Source organism: Cupriavidus sp. SK-3 (genome assembly GCF_000611145.1).
Taxonomy (GTDB): Bacteria; Pseudomonadota; Gammaproteobacteria; order Burkholderiales; family Burkholderiaceae; genus Cupriavidus.
In genome coordinates this window covers 1-14,178 of the sequence record NZ_JFJV02000060.1, presented here as the reverse complement: position 1 = coordinate 14,178, position 14,178 = coordinate 1, and the positions used below count along the sequence as shown (strand labels likewise).

The window sequence follows — 14,178 nt, the reverse complement described above, 5'->3', positions numbered from 1 at the left end:
GCGTCAGCGGGCTATTGTCATAAAAGGACAAGTTCGAGGCGTGCAAGGTAAAGCGGGAAGTAGCGCCAGGCCAGATGATTCACTCATCGCGAAGGACACGCTGACTTCAACCGGCTAAGCGAGATGCAAATGCACTTCGCGCCCTCCGGTCCGCAATGGCTACAGCACAAGGCCGATACGCAGCGACGCTTGAGCGCCCGGAGCCCAGCAGCAATCCAAGCCGTTCCTGCTTAAGCATTGAGCATCACTGCTAGCCAGTAGAGGCCATAGGTGGCTTTCCCAAGCCGCCCATGGCAAATTTTCTGCAGCCTGACCAACTGTGCCACCAAATTCATTTGTCCTTTGGCGAGTGCAAGCGGCAAGCCGCAGGCGAACTGTCATTTTTGATACAGAACAGGAGACAACATGGCAAAAGTCGTTAAATTCTACGAAACGGGTGGGCCCGAGGTCCTTCGTTTCGAGGACGTCGAGGTTGGTGAGCCGGGACCGGGAGAGGTCCGCGTCCGCCACGTGGCCGTGGGCCTGAATTTTGCCGATACCTACTTCCGCGGTGGCATTTACCAGGTTCCGCTGCCCAGCGGCGTTGGCAACGAGGCGGCCGGCGTGGTCGAGGCAGTTGGTGCCGGCGTGACCCAGCTGGCGGTCGGCGACCGTGTGACCTACACGGGCTTTATCAACACGCTAGGCGCCTACAGCACTGAGCGGCTGATTTCTGCCGCATTGCTGATCAAACTGCCGGAGGCCATCAGTTGCGAAACCGCGGCGGCCATGACCATGCGGGGCTTGTCCGCTGCTTACCTGGTGCGTCGAATCTATCCTTTCGTGGCGGGCGAGGCCGTGCTGCTGCATGCCGCAGCAGGCGGTGTTGGCCTGATTGTTTCGCAATGGGCCAAATTGCTTGGGCTGACGGTGATTGGCACGGTTTCGACCGATGCCAAGGCCGAAGTGGCGCGCGCCCACGGCTGCGATCACACGATCAACTACAGCCATGAGGATGTGGCCAAGCGCGTGCGGGAACTGACGGACGGAGTGGGTGTGTCCGTGGTCTTCGACAGCGTGGGCAAGGCCACCTTCATGTCCTCGCTGGACTCCCTCAAGCGCCGCGGGCTGATGGTCTGCGTCGGTACCGCCTCCGGCACGATCCCGCCGTTCGATCCGCAGATTCTGGCCCGCAAGGGCTCGCTGTACCTGACCCGCCCGGGCCTGGCCGACTACATCGCTGATCCGGCCGAGAAGGCGGCACTGGTCGATGAGCTGTTCGGCCATGTGGCGGCAGGCCGCATCCGCATCGAGATCAACCAGCGCTATGCCTTGGAGGACGCCGTGCAGGCGCATCGGGACCTGGAAGCCCGAAAGACCACGGGCTCGTCCATTTTCGAGATCTGAGTGTTCCCGCTTCCTGGGAAACGCGAGCCGTCAGGCTGTTTTGGCCAGCGAAGCGTAACCCGGTGATCTGGCAGTCGGGTCAGGTTGTTCAGGACCGCTGTCGGCAGCGCTCTTCGTTGTACGTGGCGTCGGGATCCACATGTCCCACGCCATTGGCGCTGTGTGTCGCAGAAGAGCGCCGCGATCTCATTAACGGTGGCGGAAGCGGTGATAGCGATCGCCTTGGCGTCGCCGATCCGCACCGGCAGCCGTCGGCAAAAGCCGCTCGGTGTGGTTTCCGGCTCGCCGAATGCGACGGCAACACGACGCCGCGCGGCAGAGGCTTTGCTGGACAAGCGGCGCGTCTTTGACGGCAGTATCTTGCCAACAGAGATCATGTTGCCCGGAACCAGGCATAGCCACGACGTGAATGCCGCCTCCCCCCTGAATGCACGTACGGCTTCCGATCATCTACCCGCGACCTGCACCCTTCAATTCCGAATGACGCCGCGCGGCGTGAGCACGCCGGTTAGGGCATGCGTGCTCAATCCCGATCACATGACGCCAGGAAAATGCCGATCAACTCGGTGCGCGAGTCGCCGCGACTTCGGCTGGGTGCGTTGCCATGAGCATGTGTACAAGTCAGGTGCGGAAATGAAGCGTCCAGTCAGTCTTGCGGAAGCGTAAGGGCAGGGTAAGAAGAGGGCAACGCGCCGGCAGCGCTTCCTGGCGGCGATTGAAAAGCGTTGTGCCGTGGCAGCGGCTGATGGCGGCGCACCAGCCAAACGACCCCAGCGGCCAACGAGTCGAACGTATCGCAGGCGCAGGCATTGCCGCATGGCCACGAGGACCATGCGTTTGGCGATGCGGCTGCACGGGAGCAGGGAAGCGCGATGCAATTCGGCTGGTTCTGTGGCCCTAGACGATGACGGTATTGTTCACGTCCGCGATGGTCGTCGCACCGAGCATGGCCATATTCCGGTCGACCTCATCGCGCAAGAGCGTTATGGCGTGGCGAACGCCCTCGGCGCCCCCAACGGCCGCCGCGTAAACAAAAGGTCGCCCCAGGAAGACAAAACGGGCGCCCAGTGCCAACGCTTTCAGCACATCACCGCCTCGGCGGATACCGCTGTCCATCATGACGGTTGTCTTGTGCGCGACTGCCTCGCAAATCTCCGGCAAGGCAGCAAGCGGTTCCACGGCACCGTCCAATTGGCGCCCGCCGTGATTCGAGACAATGATGCCGTCGGCGCCCAAGGCGACAGCGCGTGCGGCGTCGGACGGATGCAAAATGCCCTTGATGACCAGGTTGCCGCGCCATCTTTTCCGGATTCGCTCGATATCCGTCCAGCTCAGGTGATCGCGTCCCGTCGTATCGCGAATGGCGGAGGCCGACAGGATCGGCGCGCCGCGAGACGCAAAAGAATTCTCAAAATGCGGCATCCCGCTCGAAACGAGCGTTCTGGCGAACGTCCCGGCCAGCCAACGCGGCCGAGACACGCCATCGAATGCCAGGCGGACAGATGGTCGCAAAGGCAAAGAGAAGCCAGTACGGACGTTATTCTCCCGGTTGGCCCAAACGGGAATATCAACCGTAAGGACAAGCGTAGCGAACCCGGCCGCTTCAATCCGCTCAATCAGGGCATCCCTGCGCGCGGCGTCACCCGGCAGGTAGGCCTGAAACCACGTACCTGGCGCGGCCGCGTGAACGGCTTCCATCGGAATCAAGGACGTGCCGCTCATGATTGCGGGTATCTGCTCTTCCCGCGCTGTTTGCGCGAGGACCACATCGCCGCGGTAAGCGGCAATCGCACTGATTCCAACGGGCGCCACGCCAAAGGGAGACGCGTAACGTTGCCCAAAGATCTCAGTCGCTTGCGACCTTCCCGACACGTCGACAAGAACTTTGGGGCGAAACTTGACCTCGTCGAATGCCGTCCTGTTCGCGGCAAGCGACTTTCCATCCTCCGCCGCACCGGCGATGTAGCCAAAGATCGGGCGCGGAAGCACTCTCTTTGCCGCGACTTCAAAATCGGCAAGCGAGAGGATCGGCCGCAGTCGTCCATGAAGCTGACGGTTGGCGCCATAGGCAGGCTTGGCAGCCTTGGCAGGCATTCCAGCGCTCGGGGCGGCTTGGCTTTCTGCAACTTCTGTTTGAGATGTCATCTTGATTTGAAGCGTCTATCAGGCCCAACCGCTGTCACTATCAGCCACGCCGGATCACATCGATAATCAGGCGAACGTGCCTCGCTGGCGCATCAGCTCACGGAACAGCGCCTCGTTTTTCTCGAACGGCGCACGCCCGTGGAGGTAGAAGTAGTTGTTCAGCACAACCAGATCGCCGACGGGTAGCGACACTTCCTTTGTTCCCGGCGAAGCTTCCATGGAAGTCGACAGGTCGTTGAGAAATGCAGCCTCCTCGCGATTGCGAGGCTGTACGAACTGATCGATGAAGGACATCGACAACCCGAACTCATTCTGGAAGAAGAGCGGGCGCTCGACCCTGTCGCCGACATTCTTGGAGCCCGGTGCCTTGTAGAGGAAAGGCTGCGTCCCGAGACGGTGACCGACAAACCGGTCACGCGCCTCCCAATCGTCCAGATGCAGGAATCGGGACTCGCCGCCGATTGCATTCTGTTCCGCAAACTTCATCATCAACAGCCAGTCCGTCGCCTCGGAAACGAAGGTGCCATCGGTATGCATCGTGAAGAGTCGATAGGCTTGGCGCAAATAGGAGTCGCTATCGTCCGTGTGCTTGACCACGAAGCGAGCATAGTAATTGCCCGACATCGCATCGTGGTTGCTGGGGCCCAGGAGGTGCCCGATGGCAGTGCCGAAGCGAACGAAATCGTCGGCGTCCGTCGTCAGTCCCTGGAGGCCTACCGTAAAGCCACCCTGCTGCCGATTCTTCACAACGCCGTTGATGGTCGTGGCGAAGTCCTCGCCGACGTGCTTCGCGAGTACATCCGCGAGGGCGTAGCGCATGAAGGGGACATACTCGAGGTTCTGAACATCGACCTTGCGTACGTCGTGCAGGAACCCAAGAAGGGCCTCGCGCTCAACGGTCACATGCAGGATGCGATGGTGATCTGCGTGGGCAGACAACTGGAAGCGGGGCTCGTCATTGCTGGCAAGCACTGCCGCAGGAAGCGGGGCATTCATCGATAGCTCTCCGGGATGTTGTATGGCGCTATTTCATCTGGATTCTTTGATATGATCCAGATGGAAAACAGTAATCTTTGTTCCGAAATCGAGATTAAAACGATGATTGACGTTCGCCAGTTGCAGTGTTTCCTAGCCGTGGCGGAAGAGCTTCACTTTGCGAAGGCGGCAGATCGCCTGGGTGTGGCCCAATCAGGGCTCAGCACCCAGATCCAGCGCCTTGAACAGGATTTGGGGGTCACGCTCTTGAATCGGAACAAAAGGAAGCCGGTGTCACTTACCGACGCGGGGCACCTGTTCCACGCCGAGGCTGTCGCGGCGTTGCGGCACATTGAGCGAGCCGACCAGGTGGGACGCCTGGCTGCCCGAGGGCTGGCTGGCGTCATCCGTGTCGGCTATGTGGCATCTGGCGCAAGCAGTGGCCTGTTGTCCATGATGCTGAGCGAGTTTCGGAAATCACACGAGATGGTCCGGATCGAAGTCGTGCCAATGGAAACGCCAAGGCAGCTCGAAGCGCTCAGCGATGGTCAGATCGATGTGGGAATTGTCAGGCCAAGACGGCTCTATCCGGCCGGCGTCATCACGAAAATCGTACAGACTGAACGCCTGCTGGCCGCAATGACAGGAAGCCATCCCCTTGCAAAGCGAGGGACGGTTTCAGCGCGCGCGCTAGCGGACCAGTCCTTTATCGTCCCTCAGTTTGCGGACGAGGAAGGATTCGGGTCTGCGTTATCCGCCCTGGGCAAAGCCGGAGGGTTCACGCCTCATCTGGAATATCGCGTCCAGGATTTCATCTCCGCGATTTGCCTCGCGTCCGCGGGATACGGAGTGGCCATCGTGCCTGAGTCAATGCAGAACTTCTCCCAGCCAGGCATCTTTTACACGCAGATCGCCGACTTTAAGTTCTCAGTGCACCTGGCGCTGGCTCACAGGCGTCGGGAAATATCCCCGGCGGTACGGGCATTCGTGCAACTCGGAACCGAGATATTCAATGGCCGTGCTTGAATCGATCAACGGGATCCTGCATCGTCCCCGCGATGGAGGATCGTGGGGACGATGGGTTGGGTGCCGGCAGCGCGCTCAGCCGCGTCGCGTTTCCGCGACGTAGCACCATCTGCCAATGAGGAACACGGTGAAGGGCAGAACTGCCGCGAGCGGTAGCCAGCGCAAGGCGACTTGAAGACCGACCGCGTCCGCTACCATACCGGTGACAAAGGGGCCTGCTGCGAGGCCCAGTATATTGTTGAACAGCGTCAGTGTGGCAAATGCCGAGCCATGAATGGCTGGCGGTGTGGCTCCGGCAATGATCGCGCTGCATGTGCCGAACGAGCTCGCAAGGAAGAACACCCCGGGCGCAAGGAGGGCGAGTTGCAGATTACCTTGTGGCAAGCGGAACGCGATCGCCAGCAGAGTGCCTAGCACGAGGCAATAGCCAATGGCCATGTTCCACCGCTTGAGCGACGAATCCCCGCTGATCCGATCGGTCATCACACCGCACATGAGCTGGCCCAGGCCGCTGACAAGGACGAGCCCGGCCGCCAGTACGGCCGCCTGGCTGACTGGCATGCCCCAGTAGCGATTCAGGTAGCTGGGCAGCCACACGAAAAGCGTGCCCTGAACGAAGATCTGCAGGGCGCAGCCGAGGTACGCGCAAAAGACGGAACGGGACGGAAACAGGCCAGAGAAAAGCGCACGCGGTGTCAGTTTCACATGCCCGTATACCTGAGTTCCGTTCGCATTGTCCGGTTGCGCGCTTGCGAGTTTTTCTTCCGTGACTACGAAGTAATAGATGATCACCAGCACGAAGCCAATGATCGCCATCAGACCCATCGACCATCGCCAGCCAAAGTGCGTCGCAATGATGCCGGAAAGCGAAACACCGAGCACGGACCCAAAAGCGGCTGCAGACGTAAAGCCTCCGGCAATGGTGGACCGCATATGCTTTGGAAAGACGCTCACGAGCATGGCGAAGCCGACACTTCCGTAGGCAGCCTCGCCGACACCAACGAACAAGCGCGCGACTAACATCTCGTGGTAGGTGCTGGCAATGGCGCACCCGAGCGTGGCGACACTCCACACCGCAACCATCAGTGCAATGCTTTTGACTCGTCCCCAGCGGTCCGCGATGATGGAGAATGGGAGGGTCAGCACGCCGACCGCCAACGGCACCACGCCGCTAATCGAACCGAGCTGTGTATCGGAAATCTGCCACTGCACTTTCAAGAGTGGAAACAAGGCGTTGATCGCCTGCCGCGACATGTAGTCGGACAGTAACAGGCAAAACATCAATGCAAACACGACCCACGCGTAGGGTCGGGCACCAGTGGTAGCCGCGGCCGGCTCAGCCGGCATCGCGTTACTCGTACAAGGGTTCAATTCTGTCTCCTCTAGTGATTCTCGAAACTGATGGCTATTAGTGCAGCCTGCTGTCGTGTGGACGGTGTGAAGCAAGGCTTTCGGGCCAGGGCGGCAGTGGTGACTGCTGGCCATCAGCATTGCCGGGCGCTTTCCTTGTGTCGCCGTGCGCGCTTTGGGATTCGAAGCTCGATCAGTCAAGGCCCACGAGCAAGGCGGCATCACGTTCGACGACACGACGCTCGTCAAGGACTTCTCGCACCGGATCATCTAGCCTGGCGCTACTTCCCGCTTTACCTTGCACGCCTTGAACTTGGCCTTTTATGACAGTAATCCGCTGACGCAGGGAGCACGGGATCACCATAATGGCCAGCGCTTCGGCCAACCCGCACTCCCTGGCGGACACCGCCAGGGCCAACGGCATCGATACATACCCGTATCTCGTTGCCCTGTTCAAAGCGCTGCCGTTCGCCGCGAGCGTCGACGACGACGAGGCCTTGCGGCCATGGAACCTCAAGACCTCGATCCCTGCACGGCTGATACTGGCAGCGCTCGCAGGAGACGGCTTCGAAAGTGCGCTCGCTATATCTTGCTAGGGTTTTCCCGCTGTTTGCGCGAAATGGCAAAGACTTGTCGTAATCGGTCAAGCCGGTTGACCCGGTGCGATCCGAGAATAGACAAAGGACAAAGGACAGAGGGTGAATGTATCGCAAAGCCCGCCGCAGGATCGCCGGCCTGAAGGTTAAACGCGGCATCGAGGTCATCGGCGACAGACCTTTCCAGACACGCAAAGCGTAGCAATCAAAAAGGTATAGACATGAAGAAGCAGACTAATAACTTCCGGTGGCGCGGTTACGCCTTGGCGATCGGTGTCGGTGTCGCCAGTGGGATTCCCATGGCCCAGGCCCAGGAGGCTTGGCCCAGCAAGCCGATCCGTCTGGTGGTGGCGGGGCCAGCCGGCGGCAGTGCCGACGCGTTGGCGCGGCTACTGGCGGACGGGCTGCAGAAGACATTGAGCAAGCCGGTCATCGTAGAGAACAAGCCCGGTGCCGCCGGCGCGCTGGCGATCAGCGATTTGCAGTCCAACGGCAAGGATGGCCATACTCTCCTGGTCATCCAGGGCGGCGTCGTGAGCGAAGCGCCGTTGGCCTACAAGGTCCATTACAACCCCTTTGCGGACCTGAAGCCCCTGGCCCAGATCAGTCGCACGGGGTTGGTGCTGGTTGCCAACAAGGATGTGCCCGTCTCCAACCTGAAGCAGTTGGTGGACTACGGCAAATCGCAAAAAGACGGACTGGTCTTCGCTTCGTACGCTGCGGGACTGAAGGGCCACACCTCGGGCATGCTGCTCGGGCAACTCACGCATGTGCAAATGCGGCACGTGGGCTACAAGGGCTCTCCACCGGCATTGAACGACCTGATGGGCGGCCATGTGCCCCTGATGTTCGATGGCGTGACGACCTCCTTGCCGCTGATCAAGGCCGGAAAGATCAAAGCGATTGCGCTGAACTATCCGACGCGGATTGCCGGATTGCCGGATGTGCCGACTTTCAAGGAACTCGGTTACCCGCAACTGGCGGAAGCAGGCTGGTTCGCCGTGTGGTCCCGCCCGGATGTCGCTCCGGCAGTCCAGCAAAAAATCCGCGAGGCGACGCTGGCGTATTTCAAGCAACCCGCAGTGCAGAACCGCGTCAGGGACATGGGCATGGAGCAGGGCGAGGGCGCTACCTCGGAAGCGTTGATGGCGGACCTGAAGCAGGCATACCAGCAACAGTCCGCGCTGCTGAAGTCCATTAACTACCAGCCAGAATAATAAGAAATATCCGGTGCCCCGGCAATCCGGTGCCCCGGCAATCCGGTGCCCCGGCAATAGCCCGGCCGCGCAACTGGCCGGCTGGGTTACTACCGTTCCGGCACGGCCGTCAGGTAAGCACACGGATCGTGGTCGTTGGGATCGTCGTTGAACCTGGCCGGTGGTCCCTGGTGGCACTGTCATTTTCAAATTCCGCAGCCCAGGTCCTTTTTTCCCGGCCGATGGCACTCGGCCATGTTTCGGTCACGAGAGTTCGCGAATGAACGCTTCGGCCTGCGGCCACTCGCCATAGCCTGACGCGGGATTCAGATGCCCGACCTCGCCGAGTTCGACGAAGCGACTGCCCCATGCCTGCGCCAGGTCACGGGCACGATCGAGACGCGTCAGGGGATCGTTGCTGCTTGCCGCAACGATGCTCGGAAACGGCAATTTGCCGCGAGGGATCGGCAGCCAGCCGTGGTCGCTCAGTGTGTCGGTTGTCGGGTAGCCTGCCGGCATGGGCGTCTCGAGATCCGCGGGCGCTGCAAGCAGTGCGCCGAGGATCTCGCGTTTGGCGCCTCTTGCCGCCCAATGGGCGACCATCATCGCGCCTGCGCTGTGCGCCACGATGATCACCTGCCCCTCGATGGTGGCCAGCGCACGATCGATCGCGTCGACGCGGGCAGCGCAGCTCAGCTTGTCTTGCTCAAGCGGAGCGACGCTGACCACGTCAGGCAGCTTCGCCGCCAGCAGGGTCTGCCAGTGTTCCGGCACATGGTCACGCAAGCCAGGGACGATGAGAACGGTCGTTTTCGTAGAGGCCATGTCGATCTTTCAGTAAGGCGCGTCACCGATGATGGCGGTACGCTCCATCTTTCGGTGACACGGGGGGTAATCCATCACTGCGTAGTGTTGGGTTGAGCGGTTGTCCCAGAACGCAACACTGTTTTTCTTCCAACGGAAACGCACCTGGTATTCGGGGATGGTGGCCTGGCTGACCAGGTAGTTAAGCAAATTGCTGGCACCCGGCGCCTTGTCCAGCCCGTAGCGGACGTTGGCCGGCACGTTGTAATTTGTGAAGTGCGTCGTAAAACTCCCGTTGACGAACAGCACTTTCTCCCCGGTTTCGGGATGAATGCGCACCACCGGGTGCTCGGCGTCCGGATACTGAGCCTTCAGTGCAAGACGCTTTTCGATCGGCATTGCGGCGCCGAAGCTTGCCTCGATGCTGTGGCGCGCGCGCAATGAGGCGATCTTCGTCTTGATATCCTCGGGCAACTGGTTGTAGGCCTCGACCATGTTGACCCACATCGTGTCGCCACCCACAGGCGGGCATTCGATACAGCGCAGCACGCAGCCCAACGGAGGCTTTTCGCGCCAGGTGGCATCGGTATGCCAGGAATTCTCGTTGCGCTCGGGAGGGCTGTCCGGGGTTTTGTAGATCTGAACCAGTCCGGGGTAATCGGGATGGCTGCCCACCACGGGATGGTCCTCCAGCTCGCCAAAGCGGCGCGCAAAGGCCACGTGCTGCGCGCGAGTGATGTCCTGGTCGCGGAAGAACAGCACGCGGTACTTTAAGAGCAGGGCCCGGATTTCGGCCATCAGCTGGTCGTCTTCGGCAGCCGCGCCCAGGTTGACGTTGCTGAGCTCCGCACCGATCGTGCAGGTGACTGGCTCGACATGGATCGAGTTGCCCAGAGAGGTTGCGCGGACCGCTGCGGGTGCCGCATTTAGGCGTTGAATCATGAACGTTTGTCTCCCATTGCCGATTGTGTCCTTCGATCCTGGCGAGTTTGGGCGTCGCGGGTTTCTCCCGCTTGACAATACATGACAGGCATTTATCATTCTATGTCACCCTCCTACGTCAGTTCCCCGATGTCGTTACTTGTCCGCGCCGCGGCCCTCACGAACTACAGCGAGGTCGCCCGTGCCGCCGGGCTGGATCCGGTGCGAATGCTCTTTGACGCAGGGATAAGTCCGAGCGTACTGCGCGAGCCGGACCTCATGATTCCAGTCGAGCGTTTTGGACGCCTGCTCCAGGCGTCCGCAACCATGTCAGGCAACGAGAGTTTCGGGCTGTGCATGGCCGAGTCGCGGCTATTGTCCAATCTTGGGGCGGTAGGATTGCTGATCCGCGACCAGGCAACGCTGCGCGACTCGCTTGGCATGCTGATGCGCTACCAGGCGATGCTCAATGGTGCGCTGTCGCTGACGGTCGAGGAATGCGGAGGACTGGTCATTATTCGCGAGGCGGTAATGGCTGGCAACGCACATCAGCCAACGCGCCAAAGGGTTGAACTGGCACTAGGGGTAATGGTGCGGTTGATTCGCCAGCTCCTCAAGCCCGACTGGGAGCCGCGGCGCGTATGCTTCGAGCACCCGGCGCCGCGCGACCTTAGTGCACACCATCGGTTTTTTGGCCCTCACGTCGAGTTCGACTACGACTTCAACTGCATCATCTGCGCGAAGGCCGATCTCGATGCACGCAACCCGTCGGCCGATCCGGCCATGGTGCGCTACGCGCAGCAGTTGATAGACGCGTCCGCCATGTCGCAGCAGGCGACAATGCTTGAGGACGTGCGTCGCACGATCCTTCTGCTGTTGCCCAGTGGGCGCTGCAGCATCGAACAGGTGGCCGAGCACCTGGGCGTGGTGTGCCGCACGGTCCAGCGCCGGCTGGCGGAACAGGGGCAGAGCTTCTCGTCGATCGTTAACGACATCCGCACGGAACTCGCAGCGCGTCACGTCATCGAGAGCGATCGGCCGTTGACCGAGGTGGCGACCCTGCTGGGTTTTTCCGCGCCAAGCGGATTCTCGCGCTGGTATCACGCGCAATTCGGTTGCAGCCCCAAGGAGAGCCGGGCCGCAAGCGGCACCGTGCGCCGGCAGACAGCACCTCCGCGGGCGAGCAGGGCATAAGCCTTCATAAGGCCAGGGCATTACGGACTTACGGACGCTCCTTGCGCTGGCTCGCGGAGATCTTCCGCCTGGCCAGCGCATCGCGCCGGATCGAGGACCGGGGAAGGATAGAATACCGAAGTTACGCAGCAGCCATGCGGCGTCCAGGACAGTACACCGGTATTCGAAACCATGAGCAGAAGTAAGACTGAAAACCTCCCGGATCTCTCCAGCCTCCTCACGCCAAAAAACCAGCTGATGCTGGCCGTCGAGCACGCCGTGCTGAGAGGGCAGGACTGGGCACGCGCATCCGCGCCCATTGCCGAACAGATCGCCGCCAGACTGGCGGGCGTGATCACGCTCGATCTGATCCGGTCGGGTCAGCGTCTGCTTGAGAAGGACATTAGCGAAGTCCTGCATGTAAGCCGCGCGCCGGTCAGGGAGGCTATGCGCATCCTCGAACGAGACCGGCTGGTCGAGTTTCAGGCCAGGCGCGGTGCCATCGTCACCGCGCCCGGCGAGATGGAGCTTCGCGATATCTTCAAGGTTCGAGCAGTACTCTACGTTACGATGCTGGAGCAGGTTGTGCGCGAGAACTCGGACGGACTCCAGGAAGTCCTCGACGAGCGCATGCCGAAGCTTGCCAAGGCAGCGGAGGAGTCGGTCGACGCCTATGCTGTCGAGAGCTTTCTGCTGAACTTTGCGATTGTCGATTTGTGTGCCAACAGATTGCTGGTTGACATGCTGCAATCCATCTCGCTTCGCACGTTGCGCTACGCTCGCCTTGGACTATCTGCCGCTCCGCAATCCATTCCTGCTTCGTTGAAGACCTGGCGTGCGCTTCAAAACGCGGCGCAGAAGCGTGACGAGAAGTTGCTGCTCTCCGTTGCCCAGAAGCGGCTGGATGAGGCGAGGGATGCCGCGCTGCGTGCTCTCAAGATGAAGCCCGGTGCTCCGGTGGTCTCAAAGGACGACAAAGGCTCGGCCACGCGGGAGCACACTGCGCAAACAGCCAGGCGGCGCAAGGCCGCCTAGTTGCACCTGCGGGCCATCAGGGTTACTGGTTTGATGCCTGCGGTACGCAGTTCCTTCTGTTGATGCTTCGTGCCGGTGGCTGCCACCGCGGTAGCTACGCGAAGCAGTCCGGCGCGTGTAGCCGTATTGCCAATCTCTATTGACGTACCGCATCCCGCATGTGCTACCTGCGGGGCATCGTGGACGGTTTCGCCAATCAAGGCGACCGGCCGGGCACTGTCAAGCCGGGCACTGTCAAGCATTACCTGCGGCGCGACGACGGCGTGGAGCGACGGCGCTTGCCCGGCTTCACCGTCATCTGCGGCTCTCTCCACCCTCGCGCTGCTGCAATCATCCACACGGGATGGCACTTCATCATGGCTGTCGGCCCGCCGCATCAGGTTGAGGCCGCCTCACGCCCCATCTGCTGTTCTCTCCATTCTTGTGCATCGATGAATCGGTCCGTAAACCAATGGCTGGCTTGCCGCGCTAAAATTTATTGTTGTCGACAATAATATATTTGGTGTAGAGTCCATGGACTCAAGGAACTGACCGGGCAACCGATTTGTCGGTGCGGTTGCTGTTGAGGCGCCCTAAGCAACTTGGGGTGTTCTTCGCCATGGCCACGACACGCGTGGCTGATGGCATCGCTTGTGACAGGCGAAAAAAATAATCTAGAGGAGAGGAGGCAATGGGATCATTCAGAAAGCTGAGCAAGCTCAATCACGCACTCATCGCTGCGGGCGCAATCTGCACCGGCGGCGCACACGCACAGAGCAGCGTGACGCTATATGGCGTGGCGGATATAAACGTTGAGTTCGCCAACCATGTCGGCGCCGTTCCCACCGCAGCCAACAAGTTCAATGCGGGCCCGTCCAACCATGTCTACCGCATGGACTCCGGCGGCCTGTCCGGCTCGCGTTGGGGCTTGCGCGGCGTGGAAGATCTGGGCAACGGCGTGAAATCCGTTTTCGTACTGGAGAGTGGCTTTAACCTGGATACCGGCACGTCGCAGCAAGGCGGCCGCCTGTTCGGTCGACAGGCCTACGTTGGCATCCAGAGCACGCAGTTCGGCCAGGTGACCTTCGGCCGTCAGTACACTTCGATGTTCGAGAGCATCGCGAACTTCGTGCCGGCAGCCTTTGCCACCCAGTATGAACCGATCGTGATGCTGACAGGCGCGAACTTCCGCGAGGACAACACCATCAAGTACACCGGCCGGTTCGGCTCGGTCTCCGCACTGGCACACTGGTCCTTCGGTACCGGCCTGGCATTGCCGACGACGGTGGCCAACGGCCCATTGCTCGGTGGCAACGGCGAAGTGCCGGGCCAGTTCCGCCGCGACACCGCCTACGGCGCAGGGTTGACCTATATCTCTGGCCCTGTCGGTGTGGCCCTGGCTTACGACCAGTTCAACCCGACCATTTCCAACCCGCTAACGGCTGTCGCCCTCGGCAGCGGCAGCTTCAAGAAGGCGACGGTCGCGGCAAGCTATGCGTTCGGCGCGGCAAAGATCATGGGCGGCTACCGCTGGGGTCAGAACAAGGACCAGAATGGCAGTCTGATCGAGCGCGACGACTTCTACTGGATCG

General features: G+C 60.9%; 12 protein-coding genes and 2 pseudogenes. 9 read left to right on the top strand and 5 right to left on the bottom strand.

What is annotated here, in order from left to right; all coding sequences use genetic code 11:
• Positions 1 to 405 precede the first annotated feature (405 nt).
• From CF70_RS06535 to CF70_RS38875, 3 genes and pseudogenes are all read left to right on the top strand, one after another.
• Positions 406 to 1,386 carry a quinone oxidoreductase family protein gene (locus CF70_RS06535; protein WP_035862168.1) on the top strand — a complete coding sequence of 327 codons (981 nt, stop codon included), beginning with the start codon at positions 406 to 408 and terminating at the stop codon, positions 1,384 to 1,386.
• Positions 1,387 to 2,019: 633 nt separating this feature from the next.
• Positions 2,020 to 2,170 (top strand): annotated as a pseudogene (locus tag CF70_RS37455) (IS5/IS1182 family transposase); the annotation flags it as partial.
• Positions 2,160 to 2,269, top strand: a pseudogene (locus CF70_RS38875) (IS5/IS1182 family transposase); the annotation flags it as partial. The pseudogenes CF70_RS37455 and CF70_RS38875, both read left to right, overlap by 11 nt.
• 14 nt (positions 2,270 to 2,283) lie before the next feature.
• Here the strand turns inward: CF70_RS38875 and CF70_RS06530 are convergent.
• Both CF70_RS06530 and glaH read right to left on the bottom strand, forming a co-directional pair.
• Complete coding sequence (locus CF70_RS06530; protein ID WP_235184914.1) at positions 2,284 to 3,480, bottom strand: alpha-hydroxy acid oxidase; 1,197 nt, start codon at positions 3,478 to 3,480, stop codon at positions 2,284 to 2,286.
• A gap of 117 nt (positions 3,481 to 3,597) precedes the next feature.
• The gene (gene glaH / locus CF70_RS06525; protein WP_035862160.1) at positions 3,598 to 4,527 is read right to left on the bottom strand and encodes a glutarate dioxygenase GlaH; all 930 of its coding nucleotides are present in this window, start codon (positions 4,525 to 4,527) and stop codon (positions 3,598 to 3,600) included.
• 51 nt (positions 4,528 to 4,578) lie between these two features.
• Between glaH and CF70_RS06520 the strand changes: the two genes are divergently transcribed.
• A complete protein-coding gene (locus CF70_RS06520; protein ID WP_235184913.1) occupies positions 4,579 to 5,532 on the top strand; it encodes a LysR family transcriptional regulator in 954 nt (317 codons plus the stop codon).
• Between the two features lie 75 nt (positions 5,533 to 5,607).
• Here the strand turns inward: CF70_RS06520 and CF70_RS06515 are convergent, their stop codons facing one another.
• Positions 5,608 to 6,879: an MFS transporter gene (locus CF70_RS06515; RefSeq protein WP_035862157.1), complete on the bottom strand. Its 1,272-nt coding sequence runs from the start codon at positions 6,877 to 6,879 to the stop codon at positions 5,608 to 5,610.
• Between the two features lie 368 nt (positions 6,880 to 7,247).
• Here CF70_RS06515 and CF70_RS06510 point away from each other — a divergent pair, with 368 nt between their 5' ends.
• Together CF70_RS06510 and CF70_RS06505 are read left to right on the top strand one after the other, a co-directional pair.
• Complete coding sequence (locus CF70_RS06510) at positions 7,248 to 7,478, top strand: transposase domain-containing protein (protein WP_035862154.1); 231 nt, start codon at positions 7,248 to 7,250, stop codon at positions 7,476 to 7,478.
• A 221-nt stretch (positions 7,479 to 7,699) separates the two neighbouring features.
• On the top strand, positions 7,700 to 8,695 hold the full coding sequence (locus CF70_RS06505; protein WP_035862151.1) for a Bug family tripartite tricarboxylate transporter substrate binding protein: 996 nt from the start codon (positions 7,700 to 7,702) through the stop codon (positions 8,693 to 8,695).
• A gap of 243 nt (positions 8,696 to 8,938) precedes the next feature.
• Here CF70_RS06505 and CF70_RS06500 read toward each other — a convergent pair whose 3' ends face one another.
• Positions 8,939 to 9,499, bottom strand: a complete 561-nt coding sequence (locus tag CF70_RS06500; protein ID WP_035862148.1) for an RBBP9/YdeN family alpha/beta hydrolase — start codon at positions 9,497 to 9,499, stop codon at positions 8,939 to 8,941.
• A 9-nt stretch (positions 9,500 to 9,508) separates the two neighbouring features.
• Positions 9,509 to 10,420 (bottom strand): TauD/TfdA dioxygenase family protein, encoded by a 912-nt coding sequence (locus tag CF70_RS06495; RefSeq protein WP_051648089.1) that lies wholly within the window; start codon positions 10,418 to 10,420, stop codon positions 9,509 to 9,511.
• Positions 10,421 to 10,549: 129 nt separating this feature from the next.
• On the opposite strand from CF70_RS06495, the gene CF70_RS06490 reads away from it, so the two are divergent.
• From CF70_RS06490 to CF70_RS06480, 3 genes are all read left to right on the top strand, one after another.
• Positions 10,550 to 11,593, top strand: coding sequence for an AraC family transcriptional regulator (locus CF70_RS06490; RefSeq protein ID WP_035862324.1), 1,044 nt, complete (start codon positions 10,550 to 10,552; stop codon positions 11,591 to 11,593).
• Positions 11,594 to 11,764: 171 nt separating this feature from the next.
• Positions 11,765 to 12,607, top strand: coding sequence for a GntR family transcriptional regulator (locus CF70_RS06485; RefSeq protein ID WP_035862144.1), 843 nt, complete (start codon positions 11,765 to 11,767; stop codon positions 12,605 to 12,607).
• Between the two features lie 670 nt (positions 12,608 to 13,277).
• Positions 13,278 to 14,178, top strand: a 901-nt coding sequence (locus tag CF70_RS06480) for a porin (protein ID WP_051648088.1), incomplete at its 3' end; no start/stop codon positions are given.

Excerpts from the sequence above, each read along its gene's own strand:
- CF70_RS06535 (WP_035862168.1), top strand. The coding sequence starts at position 406 with ATGGCAAAAGTCGTTAAATTCTACGAAACGGGTGGGCCCGAGGTCCTT.
- CF70_RS06530 (WP_235184914.1), bottom strand. The coding sequence starts at position 3,480 with ATGCCTGCCAAGGCTGCCAAGCCTGCCTATGGCGCCAACCGTCAGCTT.
- glaH (WP_035862160.1), bottom strand. The coding sequence starts at position 4,527 with ATGAATGCCCCGCTTCCTGCGGCAGTGCTTGCCAGCAATGACGAGCCC.
- CF70_RS06520 (WP_235184913.1), top strand. The coding sequence starts at position 4,579 with ATGATCCAGATGGAAAACAGTAATCTTTGTTCCGAAATCGAGATTAAA.
- CF70_RS06515 (WP_035862157.1), bottom strand. The coding sequence starts at position 6,879 with ATGCCGGCTGAGCCGGCCGCGGCTACCACTGGTGCCCGACCCTACGCG.
- CF70_RS06510 (WP_035862154.1), top strand. The coding sequence starts at position 7,248 with ATGGCCAGCGCTTCGGCCAACCCGCACTCCCTGGCGGACACCGCCAGG.
- CF70_RS06505 (WP_035862151.1), top strand. The coding sequence starts at position 7,700 with ATGAAGAAGCAGACTAATAACTTCCGGTGGCGCGGTTACGCCTTGGCG.
- CF70_RS06500 (WP_035862148.1), bottom strand. The coding sequence starts at position 9,499 with ATGGCCTCTACGAAAACGACCGTTCTCATCGTCCCTGGCTTGCGTGAC.
- CF70_RS06495 (WP_051648089.1), bottom strand. The coding sequence starts at position 10,420 with ATGATTCAACGCCTAAATGCGGCACCCGCAGCGGTCCGCGCAACCTCT.
- CF70_RS06490 (WP_035862324.1), top strand. The coding sequence starts at position 10,550 with ATGTCGTTACTTGTCCGCGCCGCGGCCCTCACGAACTACAGCGAGGTC.
- CF70_RS06485 (WP_035862144.1), top strand. The coding sequence starts at position 11,765 with ATGAGCAGAAGTAAGACTGAAAACCTCCCGGATCTCTCCAGCCTCCTC.